This is a genomic window from Algoriphagus locisalis, from assembly GCF_900116615.1.
GTDB lineage: Bacteria > Bacteroidota > Bacteroidia > Cytophagales > Cyclobacteriaceae > Algoriphagus > Algoriphagus locisalis.
The window spans coordinates 890,002-909,899 of record NZ_FPBF01000002.1 but is presented as its reverse complement, the minus strand read 5'-3'; the positions used below and the strand labels follow the sequence as shown (position 1 = coordinate 909,899).

Sequence of the window (19,898 nt, the reverse complement as noted above, 5' to 3'; positions counted from 1 at the left end):
AAAAACTGATTATTGTCATTAAAATCTCAGTGACAAAAGACCGTTTTGGATTATCTTTGCAAGTGGATTCTTAATTGAGTCTCAGAAAGTTTAGTAAAATTAGAATCAGTAGCGTATGAAAAAGATCGGAAGATTGGATAAGCCGGACAACTTTGGCACAGCCCAGATGTTCACCAACCCTATTCTTGAAAGATTAACCCGGACACCGATATGGATGCCAATTGCGATTTTTATCCTATTGGGTGGTGTTTCTATATATTTTGGTATTGAGAAAACTTCTGTTGGAATTGGAACAGCGGTCCTACTATTTGTGGTAGGCTATATAGGTTTCACTTTGGTGGAATATATGATGCACAAGCATTTTTTCCACATGGAGCCAAACACTCCCATCAAGGATAAATTGCAATACACTGTACACGGGGTGCACCATGATTATCCTAAGGATAAGTACAGACTGGCGATGCCTCCGTTCGTGAGTGCTGCCTATGCCGCTATACTCTACTTGATATTCAAATTGACCATGGGAGATTTGGCTTACTATTTCTTGCCAGGTTTCTTGTTGGGATACGCTTTATATCTTGGGATTCACTACTTGGTGCATGCGATGCAACCGCCAAAGAATTTCATGAAAGTCCTATGGGTACATCATGCGATTCACCATTACAAGGATCCTGATGTAGCGTTTGGAGTGAGTACTCCTTTGTGGGATTATCTGCTGGGTACGATCCCTAAAAAAGACTAACAATCACAAACCTCTCAGATTTCTGAGAGGTTTTTTCTTTTAATTTTCGATGACAAAAGTATCTATTATAGGCCTAGGCTGGATTGGCTTGCCTTTGGCGTACGTGCTTCAGGAAAAAGGGTATGAAGTAGTGGGAAGCACTACCACGGCCGAAAAGCAAGCAAAGCTCAAAGAGCAAAACATAAATGCTATCCAATTTTCACTTGCTCCTTTTCCTCAGGGAAAGGGCTTTCAGGAACTGTTTACAAGTGAAGTCCTTGTCATAAATATTCCTCCACGATCCCGGACCACGGATGGGCAAGTTTACTTGGAGCAATTGAAATTTCTTAGAAGTATGGTCGATCAATCGAGCATCAAGAAAGTAATTTTTGTGTCCAGTACGGGCATTTATCCTGAGCAAAATAGAGCAGAGGCCTATACTGAAATTGAAGAGATCGTATCTGAAAATACAGGGAATATCACCCTGTTGAAGGGAGAAAATACTTTCAAGGGACTGAATAATCTTACCATTGTAAGATTCGGCGGACTACTTGGAGATGATAGAATTCCAGGTAAATATGTGGCAGGTAAAGAAAATGTAAATGGTAATACCCGTGTGAATTTTATCTATAGAAATGATGCTGCTAGGATGCTGGCTTGGATTATTGAAAAAGAACTCTGGAATGAGACGTATAATGGTGTCGCTCCTACTCATGCACTAAGAAAAGACATCTATGAGCGTAATGTGCAAGATCTTGGCTTAGAAGGCCCAAAAAGTTATCAGAATGCAGCTTTAGGGAATGATCGCTTAGTATCAGGTCACAAGATTCTTGAAACTGGTTTTGAGTTTGATTTTCCAAACCCCCTAGACTTCCCATATTTTAAAATTACCTAATGTAGTTTTGCTCCATTTGGCACTGGCCTTTCCACGGAAGTCAACACAATATTTCCCTCATCGTCACTGAACCCGGTGATCAAAATCTCTGACATAAAATCAGCGATCTGTCGTGGAGGAAAATTGCACACACAGACCACTTGTCGCCCTATCAAGTTTTCTGGCGAATAATGCGCTGTGACTTGGGCGGAAGATTTTTTGACACCATACTTTTCTCCTAGATCCACCCAAATTTTATAAGCAGGTTTTTTTGCTTTTTCAAAGTGTTCCACCCGCAGAATTGTTCCGATGCGCAATTCTATTTTGTCAAAATCTTTGAAGTCAATCGTTTGCATAGTGGATTTTTTTCCTAATTTTATGAGCCCTTTACGAAACCTTTTCATTAATAGAGAGGTTACCTTAATCGATTATGACCCTAATTAAAGATTTTTCCTTTAAGAAATTAACCATCATCAGCCTAGCTGTCCTTGGATTATGCTTTTGTGCAGGGAGCGCAATGGCTCAAAGTGAGCGTGATAAGCCTGAAGGTGAGCGAGAAAGACCTCTTTCAAAGCCTCAGTCACAAGAAAATATGTCTGATGTAGGGGATGTTCAAGTAGGTGATAATCAGCCTCCTGTAGTAGTTGCTAATCCTACGACAAGTGCTAAAACCGTTGCCCCGAAGAAAGACACTCAGGTTAGCGGAGAAGGGAAAAAACCAGAAACAACCTCCTCTACCTTATCGTTTAATATTTTTCTCTACATAGTAGATAAGTTCAAGGCTGACTAATCAGCCTTCTGAAAGAAATTTTTCCAAGTCCTGAAGGCTAATCATTCCTTCGTAATAAGCTCTTCCAAACACTGATGCAGAGACACCCATGTCTTTTAGTCTTCGGAAATCATCTATTCCTCTCACACCACCACTTGCCGCTAGATTTATCTCAGGAAACTTGTCACGTATAGATTGAAAGAGTGCAAAGTTAGGTCCTTGCATGACGCCATCACGGGAGACATCCGAGCATTTCAGATACTTCAGACCTCTTTCATAGAAGAAAGAAATATGATCAAAAAGATCAATTTCTGTTTTCTTAAGCCAGCCCCTGATTTTTATTTTATTATCTGAAGGGTTGGTGTCTGCTGCCAAATTGATTTTTTGCCTTCCATAGGAAAGGATAAATTGAGCAAAACGTTCTGGATAATTTGCAGCCACAGAACTGACCGTGATGGTACTAGCACCAAATTCAAAACATTTGATTACATCTCCATCGGTGGTGATACCGCCGGTAAAATCAACTTTCAATTCAGTGTATCCAGCTATTGCCTCTAGGATATGGTAATTTTTGGGTTCTCCTCTACGTGCACCATCCAAATCCACCAAATGAAGTCTCTGAATCCCGATGGACTCAAAAGCCTGCGCGATCTCTAAAGGATTATGGGATATCACTTCTTCAGTAGAAAAATCTCCTCTCTTAAGACGGACGCATTTTCCATTGATTAGCCATATGGAGGGAATAATTTCAAACATGGTTTATAAAATCAGGGTTATTGGTTTTTGAGGATTAGGCTAAAGATACTACAGCTTAGGACTAATAATCTTAGCCAAGATGTAAAATTTACTGCAATGTTTACCTCACATTGCCCATAGCTATTTCAATCTATACTATTTAATACTTCAATTTAGCGATTTTTCCTTTTGCACCTGATGCCCAAACAGAGCCATCTGCATGGCCCATTTTTACCGCATGAAAACCTTCGTCGGAAAAAGAATGCCAGGTAATACCTGCATCCTTTGAGTAATCCGAACCACTAGGTCCTACGGCTATTAACCATTTCTGCATCGGGAAATAAACAACACCGGATCGGTATCCTCTAGGCTCTTGCTCTGGAACTACCCACTCTTTTGTATTGGGTACAAAAATCCCTGAAACTCCCTGCTGTAGATCCTCTTTCAAATAATCTCCGCCCACTCCCACGATTTCACCTTCTCCTATGCTGGTAATCGAAAAAATCCCCTGGGAGGACTCTCCCTGAACAAATGGACTGGTAAACTTCTCCCAGCTGCTGCCCATATCTTTAGAATAATGCAGATTGGACTCACTGCCTCCAGTACCAAGCCATAGTTGGTTTCCCTCAGCCAAAAGAGATGTAGCACTCGCGGCAAAAGCTGCTTCCCCCGCTACCGCTCCAGGCAATGAATCAAGAGGGTACCAGGTGTCACCTTGATTTGCTGTTTGCAGGATGGTCCACTTTCCTTCACTCGGATCACCAACGACAAACCCCCGGGATTCTGATGAAAAGCTAATCCCATCCAAGAAAGCCAATTCATTCTCCTGATGCTTCAATTCCCAGTTTTTGCCCCCATCCAATGTTTTGTAGATCACCGCGGGCTGACCTGCCGAAACAGCAATTGCCGTCATCGCATCAAAAGCATGTATTGATCTAAAATCCACTGTGTCCAGTCCGGCTATGACTCCATGTTCCCAGGTTTGGCCCCCGTCCAATGTGCGCAACCAAGTCCCATTACTTCCACTTGCCCAGGCTATATCGCCTGTAAGTGGCGCTAGCCCTCGCAAGGAGGATTCGACCGGGGTTTCCAAAACTTCCCATCCAGTGGGCATTTCCGCTAGGGTTTCCTCAGATTTTTTGCAGGAAAAAAGCGCTACCAAAAATGATAGCGCCAGTAACTTTCTCTTAATCATATAAATTTTAAAATCAGACTATATCGACTTTTCTATAGGCTTGGATTAATGCTTTTTCACCCTCGATTCCGCGGGAAGCATTTCCGTGCTCCATTCCCATCACACCTTTGAAACCTTTTTCGTGGATGAATTTGAATACATTGCTATAATTGATTTCTCCGGTTCCTGGTTCCTTTCTGCCAGGATTATCTCCGATTTGAATGTAGTCGATCTCATCCCAGGTCTTTTCCATGGTCGCGATGAGGTTTCCTTCATTCCGCTGCATGTGGTAGATATCGTACAGGATTTTACATGCAGGGCTGTCCACGGCTTTGCAAATCATATAAGACTGATCCGCATGACGTAGGAAAAGATCCGGGTTGTCACTCAAGGGTTCCATTACCATGACCAAACCTTCTTTCTCCAATACTTCCGCTCCACGCTTATAGGCTTCAATGACATTGCCAGTCTGTACTCCCATAGGAAGGTTTCTTTCGAAATAACCAGGTACCACAGTCATCCATTTTGCACCTACGCGCTTGGCTACTTCCACGGATTTTTTGCAGGTCTCTACGAAAAGATCCTCGTGTTCTTTCTTTCCAGTGGTCAGGGAAGTTTTCCAGTTTTCACCTCCATCGATCACAAAAACACCCATTCTCATTCCCAGAGATTCAAGCGTTTTGCCGATCAAGGTCTGATCTTCTACTAATCTGCCAAGCATACCGTTATCTTCCAGAGATCTGAAACCTTGGTCAGCCATGAATTTCAATTCGTCCACAATCCCACCAGGAGCAGAATTTCTAAACATTCCGAAATGCGGTGCAAAATCCATATTGAAAGTTGGCTCTGCATTGCCTCCGGCAAATGAAGGAAAGCTCAATGCTCCAGAAGCGCCTAAAACAGTGCTTCCTAAGCCGATTTTTTTGATAAATCCTCTTCTCTCCATGATTATATCACTTTAGTTTTTCCAGGAATAGCATGTGGATAATAGCCATCTTCTCCAGGTAGAATCTTCGGCATAGCATCCCAGGCAAAAGTTTCTGGCATCAAATCCACCGTGCCATTGATCGCCTCATCAAAGGTGAGTGGCTTACCAGAATAGGTAGCGTATCTGCCCATGATCGCAGTCATGGTACTGTTTGCGGCATTTTCAGCATCAGCAAATTTATATTCCCCGTTGAACAGCGCCTCCCAAAGTAGGTCGTGCTCCACTTGGTAGGGGTTTGGCTGATTTTTGCGATCATGCTCGTACAGCATATTGCCTTTCCAATCCTTCAGAATACCGTGGTTACCAGCACTTAGGAATGCAGTTCCTTTGGTTCCCTGGAAACTTTCATCTACGCGGTTTTGCGCACCTGGGAAGTGACGGCACTCACTGTGTATTACTGTACCATCAGCATAAGTATAAGTCAATACATGGTGATCAAAGATTTCTCCGTTTTCCTTACCAGTCCTCACCAAGCGTCCGCCGGTTCCTTCTGCTTTTACAGGTGGACCTTGCTTCACCCAGTTGGCCACATCGATGTTGTGTACATGTTGCTCATTGATGTGGTCACCGCAAAGCCAGTTGAAATAGTACCAGTTTCTCATCTGGTATTCCATCTCTGTCTGCCCCGGCTGTCGCTCTCTTACCCACACGCCACCATCGTTCCAATAGACTTGACCGTTGATTATATCACCGATTTCGCCATCATGAATTCGCTTGATTGTCTCTATATAATTTGCCTGATAGTGTCTCTGAAGACCTACCACCACATTTAGTTTTTTGGCTTTAGCTTCTTCGGCTGCTTTCAGTACTTTTCTGATACCGGCAGCATCTACTGCTACTGGTTTCTCCATAAAAACCTGTTTTCCCTGCTTTACCGCTTCTTCGAAATGAATCGGTCTGAAACCTGGAGGTGTCGCTAAGATCACAACATCTGCCTGAGCCATAGCATCTTTGTAAGCATCAAACCCAACGAATTTCATTTCTTCAGGAACAGCCATTTTATCTCCATATTTCTCGCTCAAGGCTTTGTGCGCATTATCCAGTCGGTCTCTAAAGGCATCCGCCATAGCGACAACTTTAATATTATGTCCTGTAGCCAAAGCCTGGAATGCAGCACCGGTTCCACGGCCACCACAGCCTATTACTGCAAGTTTCAGTTCATTGGCAGGGGCAGCATAGGCGCCTGGCAAAATAAAAGGGGATGTCATCAATCCGCCAGTTACCAAGGCAGATGTTTTGATGAAGTCTCTTCGCGTATTATCGATTTTCATAAGTATAGGTATTAAGGGTTAGTAATCAGTGATAGGTGCGGCTTGATAATAAGCCATTATTTCTTCTGGACTCGGTGGGATCTGTGGCCTCACCAGTCTCAATCCCAAGAAAGGAGCTTCCGGGAACCACCATTGGCTCTTGGGGATCTGTGGATCGATTCGCTTCCAATCCGCAGAACTTACAAAACGTGCGGCAGAACTCAGTTCCTCGGCTTCTGTATCGTAACTTCCGCCACGAACGACCCTAGGATAGAGGTCAGTCGATGGGTTCGTAGGATTATCTGAAGGAGATGTAGCGTAAAATTCTGGATCATATTGATCCGAAGTCCATTCCAGTACATTTCCGTAAATATCATAAAGACCCCAAGGGTTAGGCTTCTTTTCTCCGATAGGATGCGTGCTCTCTTCCGAATTCTCTTTGGTCCAGGCATATTCTCCAAGTAAGGCCGGATCATCACCAAAGAAAAAACGGGTATCCGTTCCTGCCTTTGCTGCATACTCCCATTCCGCTTCAGTTGGAAGCCTGTAGAAAATACCTGTTTTCAAATAAAGCCAGTGGCAAAACTGAATGGCTCCATACTGGGTCATACCTATGGCTGGCTTGCCTTCCTTACCCATCCCAAACGTCATATCAAGATACGGCATACTTGGTCTGGTCAGCCCATCTACCAATTCGCCGATCGGTCCTTCGGAAATCGCCAGCTCGTAGTTTTTATCCAAAAAAAGCTCAAAGGCATCCCAAGTCACTTCATGTGTACCCATCCAGAAGGGAGCGATTTTCACTTCGTGGGCGGGTTTCTCGTCAGCATTTTCAGAGCTTTCTGATCCCATGGTGAAGGTTCCCTCTGGTATAGGGGTCATTTGGAAAGTCACTTCTGTTCCGGGGATTTTCTGGGTGTAGGCTTCAAAGTTGGCATCGCTGACATCAAAGCTCATCAGCATCAAGGCAGGTACCACTAGGTATTTTGAGTTATTCTTAAACATGTTCAAAGAGAAATTCTTTAGCACTAAATATACGCGTATAGGGTTTGTGATTTAATCCATTTTTGATGGGTGGAGGGAATAGATGCTTACTGTGTAGTTATCCAAATATATAATCAACAGGTCTTTGCGAGCTGTGATCTTTCGTACACTTCCACGGAGATCCAAGCCAGCTGCTGATTTATTGACAAACGTAAATTGGCCTTTGCCATCGCCAAGTAAGACAGTGCCATGGTTGGCGTCATATTTACCAAAGTACAGTTTTCCGTAGTCATTATTTCCTCCCAATACCATATCTAGGTTACCATCTCCGTTCATATCTACGGCTTCAGAAGCATAGACTGGAGAAAACTGAGCTTGAATTGGTAGGGCTTTCGCTTGATATTTTCCCGATTCATTTCTGACAAAATAGCTGGTTTCCAGTCGGTTGATAAAAATCGAGTTTGCTCCTTGACGTTCTTGCGGAGTAAAAAGCTCACTCATTTTCACATTGGCAAAAGACTTAAAGTCCAAGTACCGTTTTTTCAAGAACAGCACCTGTCCGAGAATCTCATCCCGGCTGGCAGCAGGATATCGTTCTCCTTGAATGTAATAGGCCAAGAATGCATCTACAGAGCCATTTCCGTCAAAATCCTTATAAAGAATCTCGGCTGGTTCGGCGCTACTGGCTTTGATTTGGGAGTTGGTGCCTAGGTTACCTGCCAATAGCTCCACTGTACCATCACCATCCCAATCTGCGATAGTCAAGTTATTCCAAAAACCAAATTCATGCTTTTCAAAGTAATTGAGCGTGGTTTCCTGCCACCTGTCATTTTGAAAAGAAAAAACCTGGATTGGCATCGCATCACCGACTACTATCAATTCCGGTTTTCCGTCCTGATCGAGGTCTGCTAGGCCGGAGTCAGTCAGCATCCCCAAATTGACAAAGGTAGGTGCAAGTTGTTTGGTCTGGTCTGAAAAATTTCCCTGGCCATCATTGATCCATATCCTTGCTCCTGGGGAAGTTGGGAACTGGCCGGGATTGACTCTGGCGCCCACAAATAAATCGGGAAACCCATCAAAATTAAGGTCGGCAACCTGTATAGTCCCGGTAGGAAAAGCTTCTTTGGGAAGAGCATCTGGGCTAAGGGAGAAATTGCCCTTGCCATCGTTCAGGTACATACGATCCCTCAGGGAATCGTCTCCCAGGTTGAAGTCATAAACCCCGCCACTTGCAACATATAAATCCAAACTCCCGTCACCATTGGCATCAAAGGCGATGGCATCCGAATCTTCAGCCTTGGATGCTGACGCGAATACGCTGGAATTCTGTTTAACAAAGGTTCCATTTGAACTTTGGGTAAATAATGAAGCGCTGGCATTGGAACCTGCTCCGACGAAAAGGTCTTCTTTTCCGTCACCGGTAAAGTCGGCGACTACCATTGCCTTTCCATTTCCAGAAATAGGATTGATCAGCAGGGGTTGTCTTTTGTAATCATTGAATTCCCGTCCTGCTTCAGTAGCCAAATCTGATTTTTTTGTCAGGAAGGCTTTAGAGGCCTTTGGCTTTTCGGGAAGGAAGCTTTGGCCTTCATTTTCACTTAAGGCTAAGGTTTGATTGGCGGCAACTTTATATTGCTTTGTGATTTGCCCTCCTGGCCATGTGACCCGAAGTGAGTCTATTTCTTTGACTTTCCCCAGACCAAAATGTAAGGTAGTCGATATGGATGATTGATATCCCCGAAACGGATTTTGCTCCAGCACCTGTACATCTGAACCGGTAAAAATGGCAACTTTCGCTCCAAATGCCGAAGTATTACTTCCCGATCCGGCAAGGTTAATATTCAGGTAATTCCCTCCATCTCTTTGGCTAGTCTGATTTTCATAGATAAAAGCCGGGGTATTGATGTTGTTGACGATCAAGTCAAGATCTCCGTCATTGTCCAGGTCGCTGTAGGCAGCTCCACTACTATTGCCGATTTGGTTGATTCCCCAGGATGCAGTTTGGTTCTGAAAAGTCAGATTTCCTGAATTTCGAAAAATATAATTGGTCAGATTCGAGGAAGGCATGTTTTTCACCATATTGAGCAGATCCTCCCTTTTCAACTTTCCTCCTGAAGTACGCACATAATTGTCCATGTATTTCAGAAAATCCTGATTGTTATAATCTCTCAGGTATCCATTGGTGACAAAGAGATCTTTCCAGCTGTCATTATCGAAATCCGCAAAAAGGGATGACCAGCTCCAGTCCGTATTTGACAATCCTGCCAACTGCCCGATTTCCTGAAAAGTCCCATCGCCTGAGTTTACATGAAGCATATTACGCATGTACTGGTGGTGGAAACCTTTGTCCACATTCAGCTTGAATAGCTCAAAATTATCCGGAGCAAGCAAAAGCTTTTGCCTTTCATTACTTTCAGGTAGCATGTCCAGGGTGAAAATATCCGGTAAACCGTCGTTGTTGATGTCAGCGATATCGTTTCCCATAGAGAAATGGGAAGTGTGTCCCATTCGAGCAAGTATTTCATCTTTGAAGGTGCCGTCCTGTTGATTGATATACAGGTAATCGGGCATGGAGTAGTCATTGCCAATGTAGAGGTCCGGCCAGCCGTCCTGATTGATATCTGCAATGGCTATACCTAGACCATAAGATAGGCTGGAGCTGGAGATTCCTGCTTTTTGAGTGACTTCAACGAATTTCCCATCTCGGTTTTCAAAAAGTTGCGGGCCTGCCTCGTGCTTTTCCTGCATAAGCACTTTAGTCAGATTCACATCCTGGTTTTGGATGGATTTGGTGTTATGATTGAGTAGAAATAAATCCAGGTCTCCATCCAGATCGTAGTCAAAAAAGCTGCCTGTGGTGCTCGGGGCGTTTGATGCAATTCCGTATTCCTCTGCCATTTCTTTGAAAATAGGAGTTCCGTTTTCATCATTTCCCTGATTGACAAAAAGTTCGTTTGTGCGCTTCTCTGTAGGGAGATTTCCTGAGTAGCATTGATAAATATCTAGTTTGTTGTCGCCGTTGATATCGACAAATACAACTCCGGTCTTCCAGGGACCAGATCTTCCCGTTGCTCCGGAAGCTTGGGCTGTTTCTTTGAATGTAAGATTACCTTGATTCAGGTAAAGCTGATTGCCACTCACATTAGCAGAAAAATAAATATCCTCCAAACCATCTCCATTGAGATCCCCGACTGCCACTCCACCTCCATTGTAGAGGTACTCGTACATCAGGACATTGAGGTTCAGATTCTCTTCTATTTTATTGGAAAAAGTAATCCCGGTTTGCTCGGGAGTCAATAGTGTAAAGAGAGGAGGGGTGTTGGCAATTGAGGGATTATCAGCTGCGCTTGACTTGTCATTTTCTGTGCAAGACATCATCAGTATGCTGAGACCCAAAGCCGATATTAGTGTTCTTTTGGTCATAAGATAAAATAATCTAAGCCACCCCAAATGGAATGGCTTAGATCAAATTTATAAGAATTCTTACTTTATTCTATTCCAGGATTCTGAATCAGGTTTGAATTTCTGTTAATCTCATCCCTACGAATTGGGACGAAATACATTTTATCTTGCCATGTTCTATTTTCCTTTCCTGGATCAATCGGAAAGACTTGGTATTCATAGTCGAAAATCTCTGGATCATAACGATACGTAGATAGCGTTTCTCCTGGCTTCAAGGTACCAGTGATGTTGATGATATTCGCTTTACGACCTAAGGTCTCCTCAGCGATCATCCAACGACGCGTATCGTGGTATCTTTGCTCTTCGTAGGCTAATTCGATTCGTCGTTCATTTCGGTAATCTTCAACCAACTGCTCACCTGTAGAAGTGATCGCCGGCTGGCCAACTCTGAATCTGATCTGGTTCAACCAAGCTTTAGCTTCATCTTCCTGACCTAATTCTAGAGATGCTTCCACGTAATTCAGAACAATCTCGGTATATCTAATCAAAGGCCATGGAATTTCCTGCCAAGTATTCTGATCTACAATTGCCGGGTCTGGATCGATGAACTTTCTCACGTAATACCCAGTATAGCTACCATTCCAATCCTCTATAGAACTGTTACGGGTATCTAGGCCGAAGTGGGTTACTTTAGCTCCAGAAGCATCTGTTACTTCATATGTACCGGTTTGAATTTGTCCCAAAGGATCTTTAGGCTGATTGGCAGTAGATCTAGGCTTCCACTGAGCTCCATCATATAGGATAGAGGCATAGAAACGTGCATCTCTGTTGTCATAAGGAGCATTGGCATGCTCAGGATTTGACCAATCAAACTCGGTTCCGTCCATCATCTCGTAATCATCCACAAGCAATTGTACTGGACTATTCCCTGCCCAGTTATTGTAGCCGTTTGGACCATTGTATAGCCCTTGGCGACCACCATTCTCTTGTTTTAAATTGATAAAGTATCTCGCTAAAATCAATTCATTTTCTCCTCCATTTCTGGAAAGAGAGTTATTCATGTAGTTAGCAATACCCTCCTCGTGAGAAACTGGCTCTGAAAGACCATATAAGTTACCAGTAGTCTTGTCCAAAACAGCTTTTGCCGCAGCCTGAGCTCTTTGCCATCTTTCTGTTCTATTTCCTCCAGCGTATGCAACTAACTCTAAATCGCTGAAACTGGCCAATGTAGGAGAATTACCTGAAGCTGTAGGGCCATCGTGAAGATCACTGGCAGCATAGAGTAATACTCTAGATTTAAGTGCCAAGGCTGCTAATTCACTCGCTCTGCCTTCTCCCATATCTTGGCCTTCCAATAAACTTACAGCGTCATCCAAATCTGCAATTATGAAGTTGATTGTCTCTTCCCATGTTGCTCTTGGCGACTCATAATCTTCTTCACCTAATTCATAAGGACGATCAACTAGTGGAACTCCTCCATAATAGCGGGCCAGCTGATGATAGTAATAAGCTCTCATGAATTTAGCCTGACCTAATAGTCGGTCAACTACCCCACCATCATTAGGAAATTGTGGATCCGAAAGCTCCGCAATCGCAATATTAGCTCTACGGATATAGCTGTACATATTTTCCCAGTTATAAGAATAGTTAGCCCATCCTCGATCGGCAGAGTTAACTCTTGCTTCAGTTACAGTGGTAATACCACGACCTGGGTGAGTAAACATAGCTTCATCTGTAAGCGAAGCAAGCATTTGCTCATCAAATCCACCTTGACCAAAACCTTGGTAGATTCCAGTCACAAATGCATCTGCTAAAGCTGGATCACCCCATACCGCAGATTGTGAAATTTCACCAAGCGGATCGGTGTTAAGAAAGTCGCTATTACAGCTGGCAAATGTTAAGCTTGCTGCAAAGACTGCTATTATATATTTTATGTTTCTTTTCATTATTTTGGGTTATTTAAAATGAAACAGAAAGACCTGTATTGATTACCCTAGCCTGAGGATAATATTGACCCAGTGAATTGTCTGATTCTGGATCAAACACTTTAGTCTTGCTCCAAGTAATTAAATTCAATCCATTCACATAGAATCTCGCATTTTTGATGCCGATTTTCTCAGTCAAAGTTGCAGGAATATTATAACCTATTTCCACGTTCTTCAATCTCAAATAATCAGAACTTCTAAACCAGTAGGTATTATTCGAAGACCAGTACTGGTCATTTCTATTGGCAAGTCTTGGAGCTGTGCTGCTAGGATTATCGATTGTCCATCTATCATCGTAGATATCTGATAGGTAGTTACCGATATTTCCTGCTTCTCCACCACTGATGTATTGTCTAGCTCCAGCCGCTCCTTGAAGCAAAATAGCCACGTCAAAACCTTTCCAGTTTGCATTTAGATTAATACCGCCTTGGAATAGTGGGATATTATTATTGTCCATACGCACTCTATCATCAGGAGTGATCGCACCATCTCCATCGTAATCTACATACTTCATGTCACCTGGACGTAGGTTATTCGTAATAGCCGAGTAATCCAATGTCTCAGAATCAATAGATGCCTGATCTGGGAATACCCCAGCATACTGATAAACCAAACCTGTATTCATAGGTCTTCCGGTAGATTGTTGCCATTCAGGAGCTCCTGGTGATTCATCCCAGAACAAAATACTGTTCTTGGCATAGCCACCATTTACGCTCGCAGACCATTGGAATTCTCCCTTGCCACCACGTACACCGAGGTTTAAGTCAAATCCTTTATTCTCTACTTCACCTATATTCTCAGCAGGTAAGGAAAGACCTGTGGACTCTGGTACAGAAGCATTTCTCTGCCAAAGAATATTAGTACGCTTGTTATAGAACATATCAAACTCGAAGAAAACTTTGCCTTGAAGGAACTGTCCTTCAAAACCTAAGTTAGAGTTATTTGCCACTTCCCAAGTAATCGCCTGATTTGGTACTCTGGTTTCGAAGAGCGTTTTAGTCTCAGTGCCATCAGCTATATACGAGCTAAATCCATAGGTGGAAAGGAATTGGTACTCCCCAATTTGATCGTTACCTAACTGACCCCAAGAACCCCTGATTTTAAAGAAGTCAAAGGTTTTACCCAAAGAGTTTTTCCAGAAATCTTCTTCTGAAACTACCCAACCTAACATCAAGCCTGGGAAGAAACCGAATCTTGTGTCTTCAGGGAAGATATATGAGCCATCATATCTCCATAGGAATTCTGCAAGGTATTTTTCCTTGTAGTTATAAGCAACTCTACCGAAGTAGTTCAGACGGGCTCTTTCAAAAGCTCCACCATTGTTGTTTTTCTGTAAGTCACCACCTGCAAACATTTGATCTAGCGCAGTAGATATAAAGAACCTTCTATAGGCACTGAAGTTATTTCCTTCAATTGTTTCCCGGTTAACACCGGCAACAACATTCAGTGTGTGCACATCATTGAAGGTCTTGTCATAATTCAATACCCCACCTAAGAGTACATTTAATTGATGACTGGTGCCTTCGTTCAGGTTAGGCTCGGCAGGACCTCTTTTGCTTGGTACCAATATAGGAGTGACTCCATCTTCTTCGAAACCGTTCCCTTTTTCATACAAAGTCCAAGGAATATCCCATCTTTTGGTGATACGAATGTATTTATCAATGGCGGCTGTACCGGTAAATTTCAATCCTTCTACTCCTGGAATCTTGATCTCCAAGTTACCCGTAGTCTGGATATAATCACGCTTATCACGATCATATCCAGTCTGGTTAGTAGTGATGACTACTGGGTTTTCCCCGTTTTCTATATCTGGACCTGGCAGACCATTTGGCCAGTAAGCCGGCTGATTTGGCTTACCTCTCATTGACATACGGAAAATATTTGAAGCTCCTCTGGTCGGGAAGAATCTATACTCCTCTCTTGCCAAGATACCAAGTCCTACTTTTATGTACTCATTTACATTTGCATCCAGGTTGATACGGAAGTCATACTGCTTATATCCTGTAGCTGCGTTCTTGTAGTAAGCATCTTGGTTTTGGTAACCCAGAGAAGTTAAATACTTAATATTTTCGCTACCACCTACTAATTGTAGATTGTATCTGCTTTGAGGAGACCAGGTTTTCAGCGTCTCATCATACCAGTCTGTATCAGGATAGTTCCAAGGATCCGAACCATTTCTATACAATTCGATCTCATCTGGTGAATAAGGAGCTGTTCTTACCTGACCATCTGGTCTGGTGTATTCTCCATTTTGCTTGTAAGCCTCGTTAGCAGCAGCCCATTCATTTGTAGGAAGCTCATAGATATTGATTTCATTCAAGGCATTTGCATACTCAGCAGCATTGGCCAATTCTGGTAGCAAAGCAGGTTGGGCAAACCCCTGATTTACTTGGAAGGTTAATTCAGGAGCACCAGTAGTACCTCTTTTGGTAGTTACGAGAATTACACCGTTAGCAGCTCTTGCTCCATAGATGGCAGCAGATGCATCCTTCAATACAGAGATACTTTCGATGTCATTTGGATTCAATCGCTCTAGACCACCAGCTCTTGCAGGGATACCATCGATTACTACCAAAGCATCATTATTTCCCAAGGTATTGGAACCACGGATCCGAATACCTGATCCATCGTAACCCGGCTCACCGCTTCTGTTTACGGCTACCACACCTGCCATACGACCAGCGATAGAGTTGGATAAGTTCATGGCTGGAGACTTATTCAGTTCCTTACCTTTCACAGTGGCTACGGAACCGGTAATCGTCTCTTTCTTCTGCTCACCATAACCTACCACAATTACCTCTTCCAGAGACTTGGTGTCAGGAAGCAAGGTGAGATTGAAGGTAGATTGGGAGCCAACAGGTACTTCCATAGGAGTGAAACCTATAAAAGACACAACCAGCACATCTGAAGGTCCTGATACACTTAGGGTGAATTTACCGTCGATATCTGTGACGGTACCATTTGTCGTACCTTTGACGAGTACAGAGGCACCAGGCAGAGGCAGATTATCCTCTCCTGAAATAAGCACACCAGACACCTCCCGGGTCTGTGCGAATGCAGTGCTAAGAAGTCCTAGACAAAAGATTATTGTCAGGCTTAATAGCTTTAAATGAGTAAAGTTTCTCATTGGCATAGGGGTTTATTATTAATTAATAAAATTTAACAATTCAATTTCTCCCTATGCTTTGGCAAAACCAAACTGTTTTTTGCTAAAAATTGACTGAATCTTGACTGAATCGGGGGTTAACTATGACCTTAACAGATCATTATTGTGTTATTCGGAGAAAAATTGAATAATATCTATATTTAACGAAAAAATCGTTGTGTAACAAAATATCTAATAATGACCTAAAATTGGTATGCAATCGATTGATATAAGCGCTTTTTACAAGCGATTGACAACAGCCTTTTTTGGAATTTTCAAAGACCACATTCCTCTCAAATTTCCAACGCTAAAACCTCTTGCTAAATCAGTCGGATAAAGCGAATCTATCTTGTTTAATAGACCTGCTTCTATTTCATTTTCCGAATCTCCGTGGCATGCCAAACAAAATTCCGAGGGAATCACAATTGCCTTAGTATAGAGCAAAACATCTCCGCCTTCTATTTTCTGAATATTGGGCTCGCTTTGTATGCCATTTTCTACATTATATTGATAGGCTTCGAGTAAGGCAGACTCGGCTTCCGTAGGTAAGTTATTCTGGTTTCTGGCACGGAAGGAAGTTCTTCTTATCTCTACGCCATGCTTGTTACTCAAGTCGTTCACAATTGGGGCCGCATTTACATTACAAAACTCCAGAGCTCCCGCATATCCTTTTTCTTCTACAGCTTGATGAAGACTACTCATCAGTTGCTGCTGCGCCTCATTACTGATTGAGTCTCCCCAGATCATTGCTTCTTGGGTGATTTGTGCCTCCGAAAGCTTCTTGGCTTCCATAGCATTGTTCACCTGATCAAATACATCCTTGGAAACGCGCTCTTGGGGTCCGCAAGCCGCTAGAACAATAATTGAGATTATAATATAGGTGGAGCGCTTCATGAGTATTAGTTTTTGATCAATTGGTAAATCTACTATATCAGTACAGGTATTAAATTTAAGCATAACTAATCTACGCAAGGTAATTTCTTCAAGTTGATAGATTTCTTTGAGAAGAGTTCAAATAACCTATTTTTGTTGTATTCATCTTTTACACATGCAAAAAACCATCGGTCTGTTTTTAATTGGGATGTTCCTCAGCACACAGCTTTTTTCCCAAACTTGGGAAAGAATGCAAAGCTGGGGTCTTGATCTCGAGGCCATCACCTGGGTGGACGATACGGTAGGATTTAGTGTAGGGGAAAACCTCATTATAAAAACAGCCGATGGTGGCCTTACTTGGAAGGAATTACCTGTGAGTTTTGAAGGGAAATTACTGGATGTAGCCTTTTGGGATGAAAATGTAGGTCTGGCGGTGGGAGAAAATGGCCTAATACTAAAAACCCTGGATGGGGGAAACACCTGGGCTCAAAAACCATCCGGTTCAGTTCAATCCTTGCTTAGTGTAGATATCTCCGATGAAAATAGAATATTGGCGACTTCAGGAGGTGGAGAAATTCTTTTCTCCATAAATAAAGGCGATACCTGGGTCAAAATTGCTTCTGGAACAAGCCAAAGCCTAAATGATCTCAGCTTTATTAATACGGACACCGCCTATATAGCAGGAAATCAAGGTCTGATTTTCAGAACTTATAATGGTGGAGATGAATGGACCGCCTTGAATTCTGGTCTTTCTTCAAATATTAATGGAATTGCTTTTTCAACAGCGCTAATCGGATACGCAGTTGGAGATGCCGGCAATATCCTCAAAACGTTGGACGGTGGCGATACTTGGTTGCCTCAAACATCGCCTGTTACTACCGACTTAAGGAAAATAGCCATTAGCCGTTTCGACATTCGCATTGTGACGATAGTGGGTGACCAGGCTACTGCGCTTCGCTCCACCAATTCAGGAGCAACATTCGGAAAAGCAAATCTAGGAGCTACCAATACCAGAGGCCTCAAGGGCTTGGATTTTAAGCCTGAAAGCAACCTGGTTTATGCAGTTGGACAGGAGGGCTACCTGATTTCTTCAACGAATGCGGGAAGCAGCTATACACAGCGATTGGCGGGTATCCGGAATGATTTCACAGGAACAGATTTCAAAACGGATCGGGTTGGACACATTATCGGTCAGCAGGGAGCAGTGTATGTAACTTCTAACGGCGCTACCTCACTAGTTTCTAGACCTATTCCTGAAGCTGTGGATTTGGTTGGATTGGACTACTGGAACAATTCCTTTGGCTATGTTGGGACTAATTCAGGAAAAATCTTCAGAACATCAAACAGCGGATCTTCCTGGGTTCCTGTTCCAGCCCAAACCTCAGAAACCATAGCTGGATTCTTTCTTTTCGCCACATCTGTCCTTTATGCTACCGGCACCAATGGGTACATCGCCAGATCCTTCAACTCAGGTGGAACATGGGATGCGGCTGGTATTCAATCAAACACCACTGAGAACCTCCGAGATGTTACATTTTTTGATTTCCAGGTAGGTTTTGCCATGGGAGATAATGGACAGATCAGTTGGTCCAATGGAGGAAATGTATGGGAGAACCTACCAAAGTTGACTACAGAAAACCTGAATGCCCTTTCTAAATTGGATTCATCCACTGCCGTAATAGTAGGTGATGCAGGAGTAATCCTCAAGTCTGAGGACATGGCCAGGACCTGGAGAAAGATAGATGTTCCCTTTACCGAAAACTTCACTTCGGTTGATTTTTGGGATGAGTTTTTGGGATTTATTTCCGGGGAAAATGGCCTTGTGCTCCAGACAAAAGACGGGGGAGAATCCTGGATACAGATCCCCAGCGGAACAGCTAGAAATCTCAGCGGAATAAGCGTGGGAAATCCCACTGTTGCTTTTGCCGTAGGGGATGATGGCACTATCCTAAAATATGAATGCATTCAACCTTCCGGACTTTCCGAAATTATAGGAGAAAGTGAAATATGCTTGACCGTAGCAAATTATTCTATTACCGATGAAGGTGTTCCCGGCGCCCAGCTCGTTTGGCGTGTGGACGGAGGAGAGATTATTTCTGGCCAAGGAACCAATGCTATAGAAGTGGAATGGAATACCCCCGGAAGGAATGGGGTCTATGTGAGTTTGGAGAATTTTTGTGGAAATGGAACAACCTCTTCACTTGGGGTGACAGTATCTGCTATTCCAACAGAACCTCTTCAAATTGCAGGAAATGGAGCTGTCTGCCTAGAAGAAACTGAATCTTACTCCATTCCAACTCAGGAAGGCCTCAGCTATACCTGGGAGGTGAGCGGGGGAGAAGTGACGCAAGGTCAAGGAAGTTCACAAGTCCAAGTACGCTGGACCAGCGCTGGTGCTCATGAGCTGCGAGTGATTCAGGAAAATCAATGTGGAAAGACTGATCCTGTGGTAAAACCAATTGCTGTAAATAGGCCTCCTGATCAGCCCGGAGAGATCTTGGGTGAGCTACAAACAGGACTTTGGCAAACAGAATATGCTATTCCAGTTCAGGAAGGAGTGAATTATATTTGGAATATTTCAGACAATGGAGGATCCATCCTACAAGGACAAGGCACAGAAAAAGTGACTGTTCTTTGGGAAAAAGAAGGAGATTTTCAGCTTAGCGTTACCCCTGAAAACGAATGCAATGAAGGCCTGGCTAGAATAGTGAATGTAAATGTGAACGTGATTACCAGCTTGCCAGAAAAGGAGGATCTGACCTTAGCTATTTATCCAAATCCATCTTCAGGAACAATCAAAGTGCAACTGGGAGCTGGAAATTATAAGCAGATCCAAGTCATAAATGCTTTTGGACAAATTATCCAATCCCTATCTCTAACAAGTAATACCAAAGAAATCAACTTGGAAAACCTGCCAAGAGGAATCAACTTGATACAGCTATACACTGATTCTAGCGTGGTAGTAAGAAAGGTGGTGGTGAACTAATAGCTATAAACG

Annotated in this window: 14 protein-coding genes; 4 read left to right on the top strand and 10 right to left on the bottom strand. The window is 43.1% G+C overall.

Translation table 11 applies throughout. From position 1 onward, the window contains the following. The first annotated feature begins 115 nt into the window (after positions 1 to 115). Positions 116 to 742 carry a sterol desaturase family protein gene (locus tag BM386_RS09060; protein ID WP_091692820.1) on the top strand — a complete coding sequence of 209 codons (627 nt, stop codon included), beginning with the start codon at positions 116 to 118 and terminating at the stop codon, positions 740 to 742. A 49-nt stretch (positions 743 to 791) separates the two neighbouring features. Next, on the top strand, positions 792 to 1,616 hold the full coding sequence (locus BM386_RS09055; RefSeq protein WP_091692819.1) for an NAD(P)-binding domain-containing protein: 825 nt from the start codon (positions 792 to 794) through the stop codon (positions 1,614 to 1,616). Here BM386_RS09055 and BM386_RS09050 read toward each other — a convergent pair. After that, positions 1,613 to 1,951, bottom strand: a complete 339-nt coding sequence (locus tag BM386_RS09050; RefSeq protein ID WP_091692920.1) for a tRNA-binding protein — start codon at positions 1,949 to 1,951, stop codon at positions 1,613 to 1,615. The two genes, BM386_RS09055 and BM386_RS09050, sit on opposite strands and share 4 nt — an antisense overlap. A 74-nt stretch (positions 1,952 to 2,025) precedes the next feature. Here BM386_RS09050 and BM386_RS09045 point away from each other — a divergent pair, with 74 nt between their 5' ends. After that, positions 2,026 to 2,385 (top strand): hypothetical protein, encoded by a 360-nt coding sequence (locus tag BM386_RS09045; protein WP_091692817.1) that lies wholly within the window; start codon positions 2,026 to 2,028, stop codon positions 2,383 to 2,385. Here the strand turns inward: BM386_RS09045 and BM386_RS09040 are convergent, their stop codons facing one another. The 9 genes from BM386_RS09040 to BM386_RS09000 form a co-directional block, all read right to left on the bottom strand. Next, the gene (locus BM386_RS09040; protein WP_091692815.1) at positions 2,386 to 3,120 is read right to left on the bottom strand and encodes a 1-(5-phosphoribosyl)-5-[(5-phosphoribosylamino)methylideneamino]imidazole-4-carboxamide isomerase; all 735 of its coding nucleotides are present in this window, start codon (positions 3,118 to 3,120) and stop codon (positions 2,386 to 2,388) included. It abuts the gene before it with no gap. A gap of 139 nt (positions 3,121 to 3,259) precedes the next feature. Then, positions 3,260 to 4,294: a WD40/YVTN/BNR-like repeat-containing protein gene (locus BM386_RS09035; RefSeq protein WP_091692814.1), complete on the bottom strand. Its 1,035-nt coding sequence runs from the start codon at positions 4,292 to 4,294 to the stop codon at positions 3,260 to 3,262. A 13-nt stretch (positions 4,295 to 4,307) separates the two neighbouring features. Further along, complete coding sequence (locus BM386_RS09030) at positions 4,308 to 5,219, bottom strand: hydroxypyruvate isomerase family protein (protein ID WP_091692812.1); 912 nt, start codon at positions 5,217 to 5,219, stop codon at positions 4,308 to 4,310. Between the two features lie 2 nt (positions 5,220 to 5,221). Further along, a complete protein-coding gene (locus tag BM386_RS09025; RefSeq protein ID WP_091692810.1) occupies positions 5,222 to 6,532 on the bottom strand; it encodes a Gfo/Idh/MocA family protein in 1,311 nt (436 codons plus the stop codon). An 18-nt stretch (positions 6,533 to 6,550) separates the two neighbouring features. Then, the gene (locus tag BM386_RS09020) at positions 6,551 to 7,516 is read right to left on the bottom strand and encodes a formylglycine-generating enzyme family protein (protein WP_091692809.1); all 966 of its coding nucleotides are present in this window, start codon (positions 7,514 to 7,516) and stop codon (positions 6,551 to 6,553) included. Between the two features lie 51 nt (positions 7,517 to 7,567). Continuing rightward, positions 7,568 to 10,918, bottom strand: a complete 3,351-nt coding sequence (locus BM386_RS09015; RefSeq protein ID WP_244545485.1) for a VCBS repeat-containing protein — start codon at positions 10,916 to 10,918, stop codon at positions 7,568 to 7,570. Positions 10,919 to 10,983: 65 nt separating this feature from the next. Then, on the bottom strand, positions 10,984 to 12,843 hold the full coding sequence (locus BM386_RS09010; protein WP_091692807.1) for a RagB/SusD family nutrient uptake outer membrane protein: 1,860 nt from the start codon (positions 12,841 to 12,843) through the stop codon (positions 10,984 to 10,986). 13 nt (positions 12,844 to 12,856) lie between these two features. Next, a complete protein-coding gene (locus tag BM386_RS09005) occupies positions 12,857 to 16,009 on the bottom strand; it encodes a SusC/RagA family TonB-linked outer membrane protein (protein WP_091692917.1) in 3,153 nt (1,050 codons plus the stop codon). A 258-nt stretch (positions 16,010 to 16,267) separates the two neighbouring features. Then, positions 16,268 to 16,921 carry a Tll0287-like domain-containing protein gene (locus tag BM386_RS09000; protein ID WP_091692805.1) on the bottom strand — a complete coding sequence of 218 codons (654 nt, stop codon included), beginning with the start codon at positions 16,919 to 16,921 and terminating at the stop codon, positions 16,268 to 16,270. A gap of 154 nt (positions 16,922 to 17,075) precedes the next feature. Between BM386_RS09000 and BM386_RS08995 the strand changes: the two genes are divergently transcribed. After that, entirely contained in the window at positions 17,076 to 19,886 is a 2,811-nt protein-coding gene (locus tag BM386_RS08995) for a YCF48-related protein (protein WP_091692803.1), read from the top strand. Positions 19,887 to 19,898 lie beyond the last annotated feature (12 nt).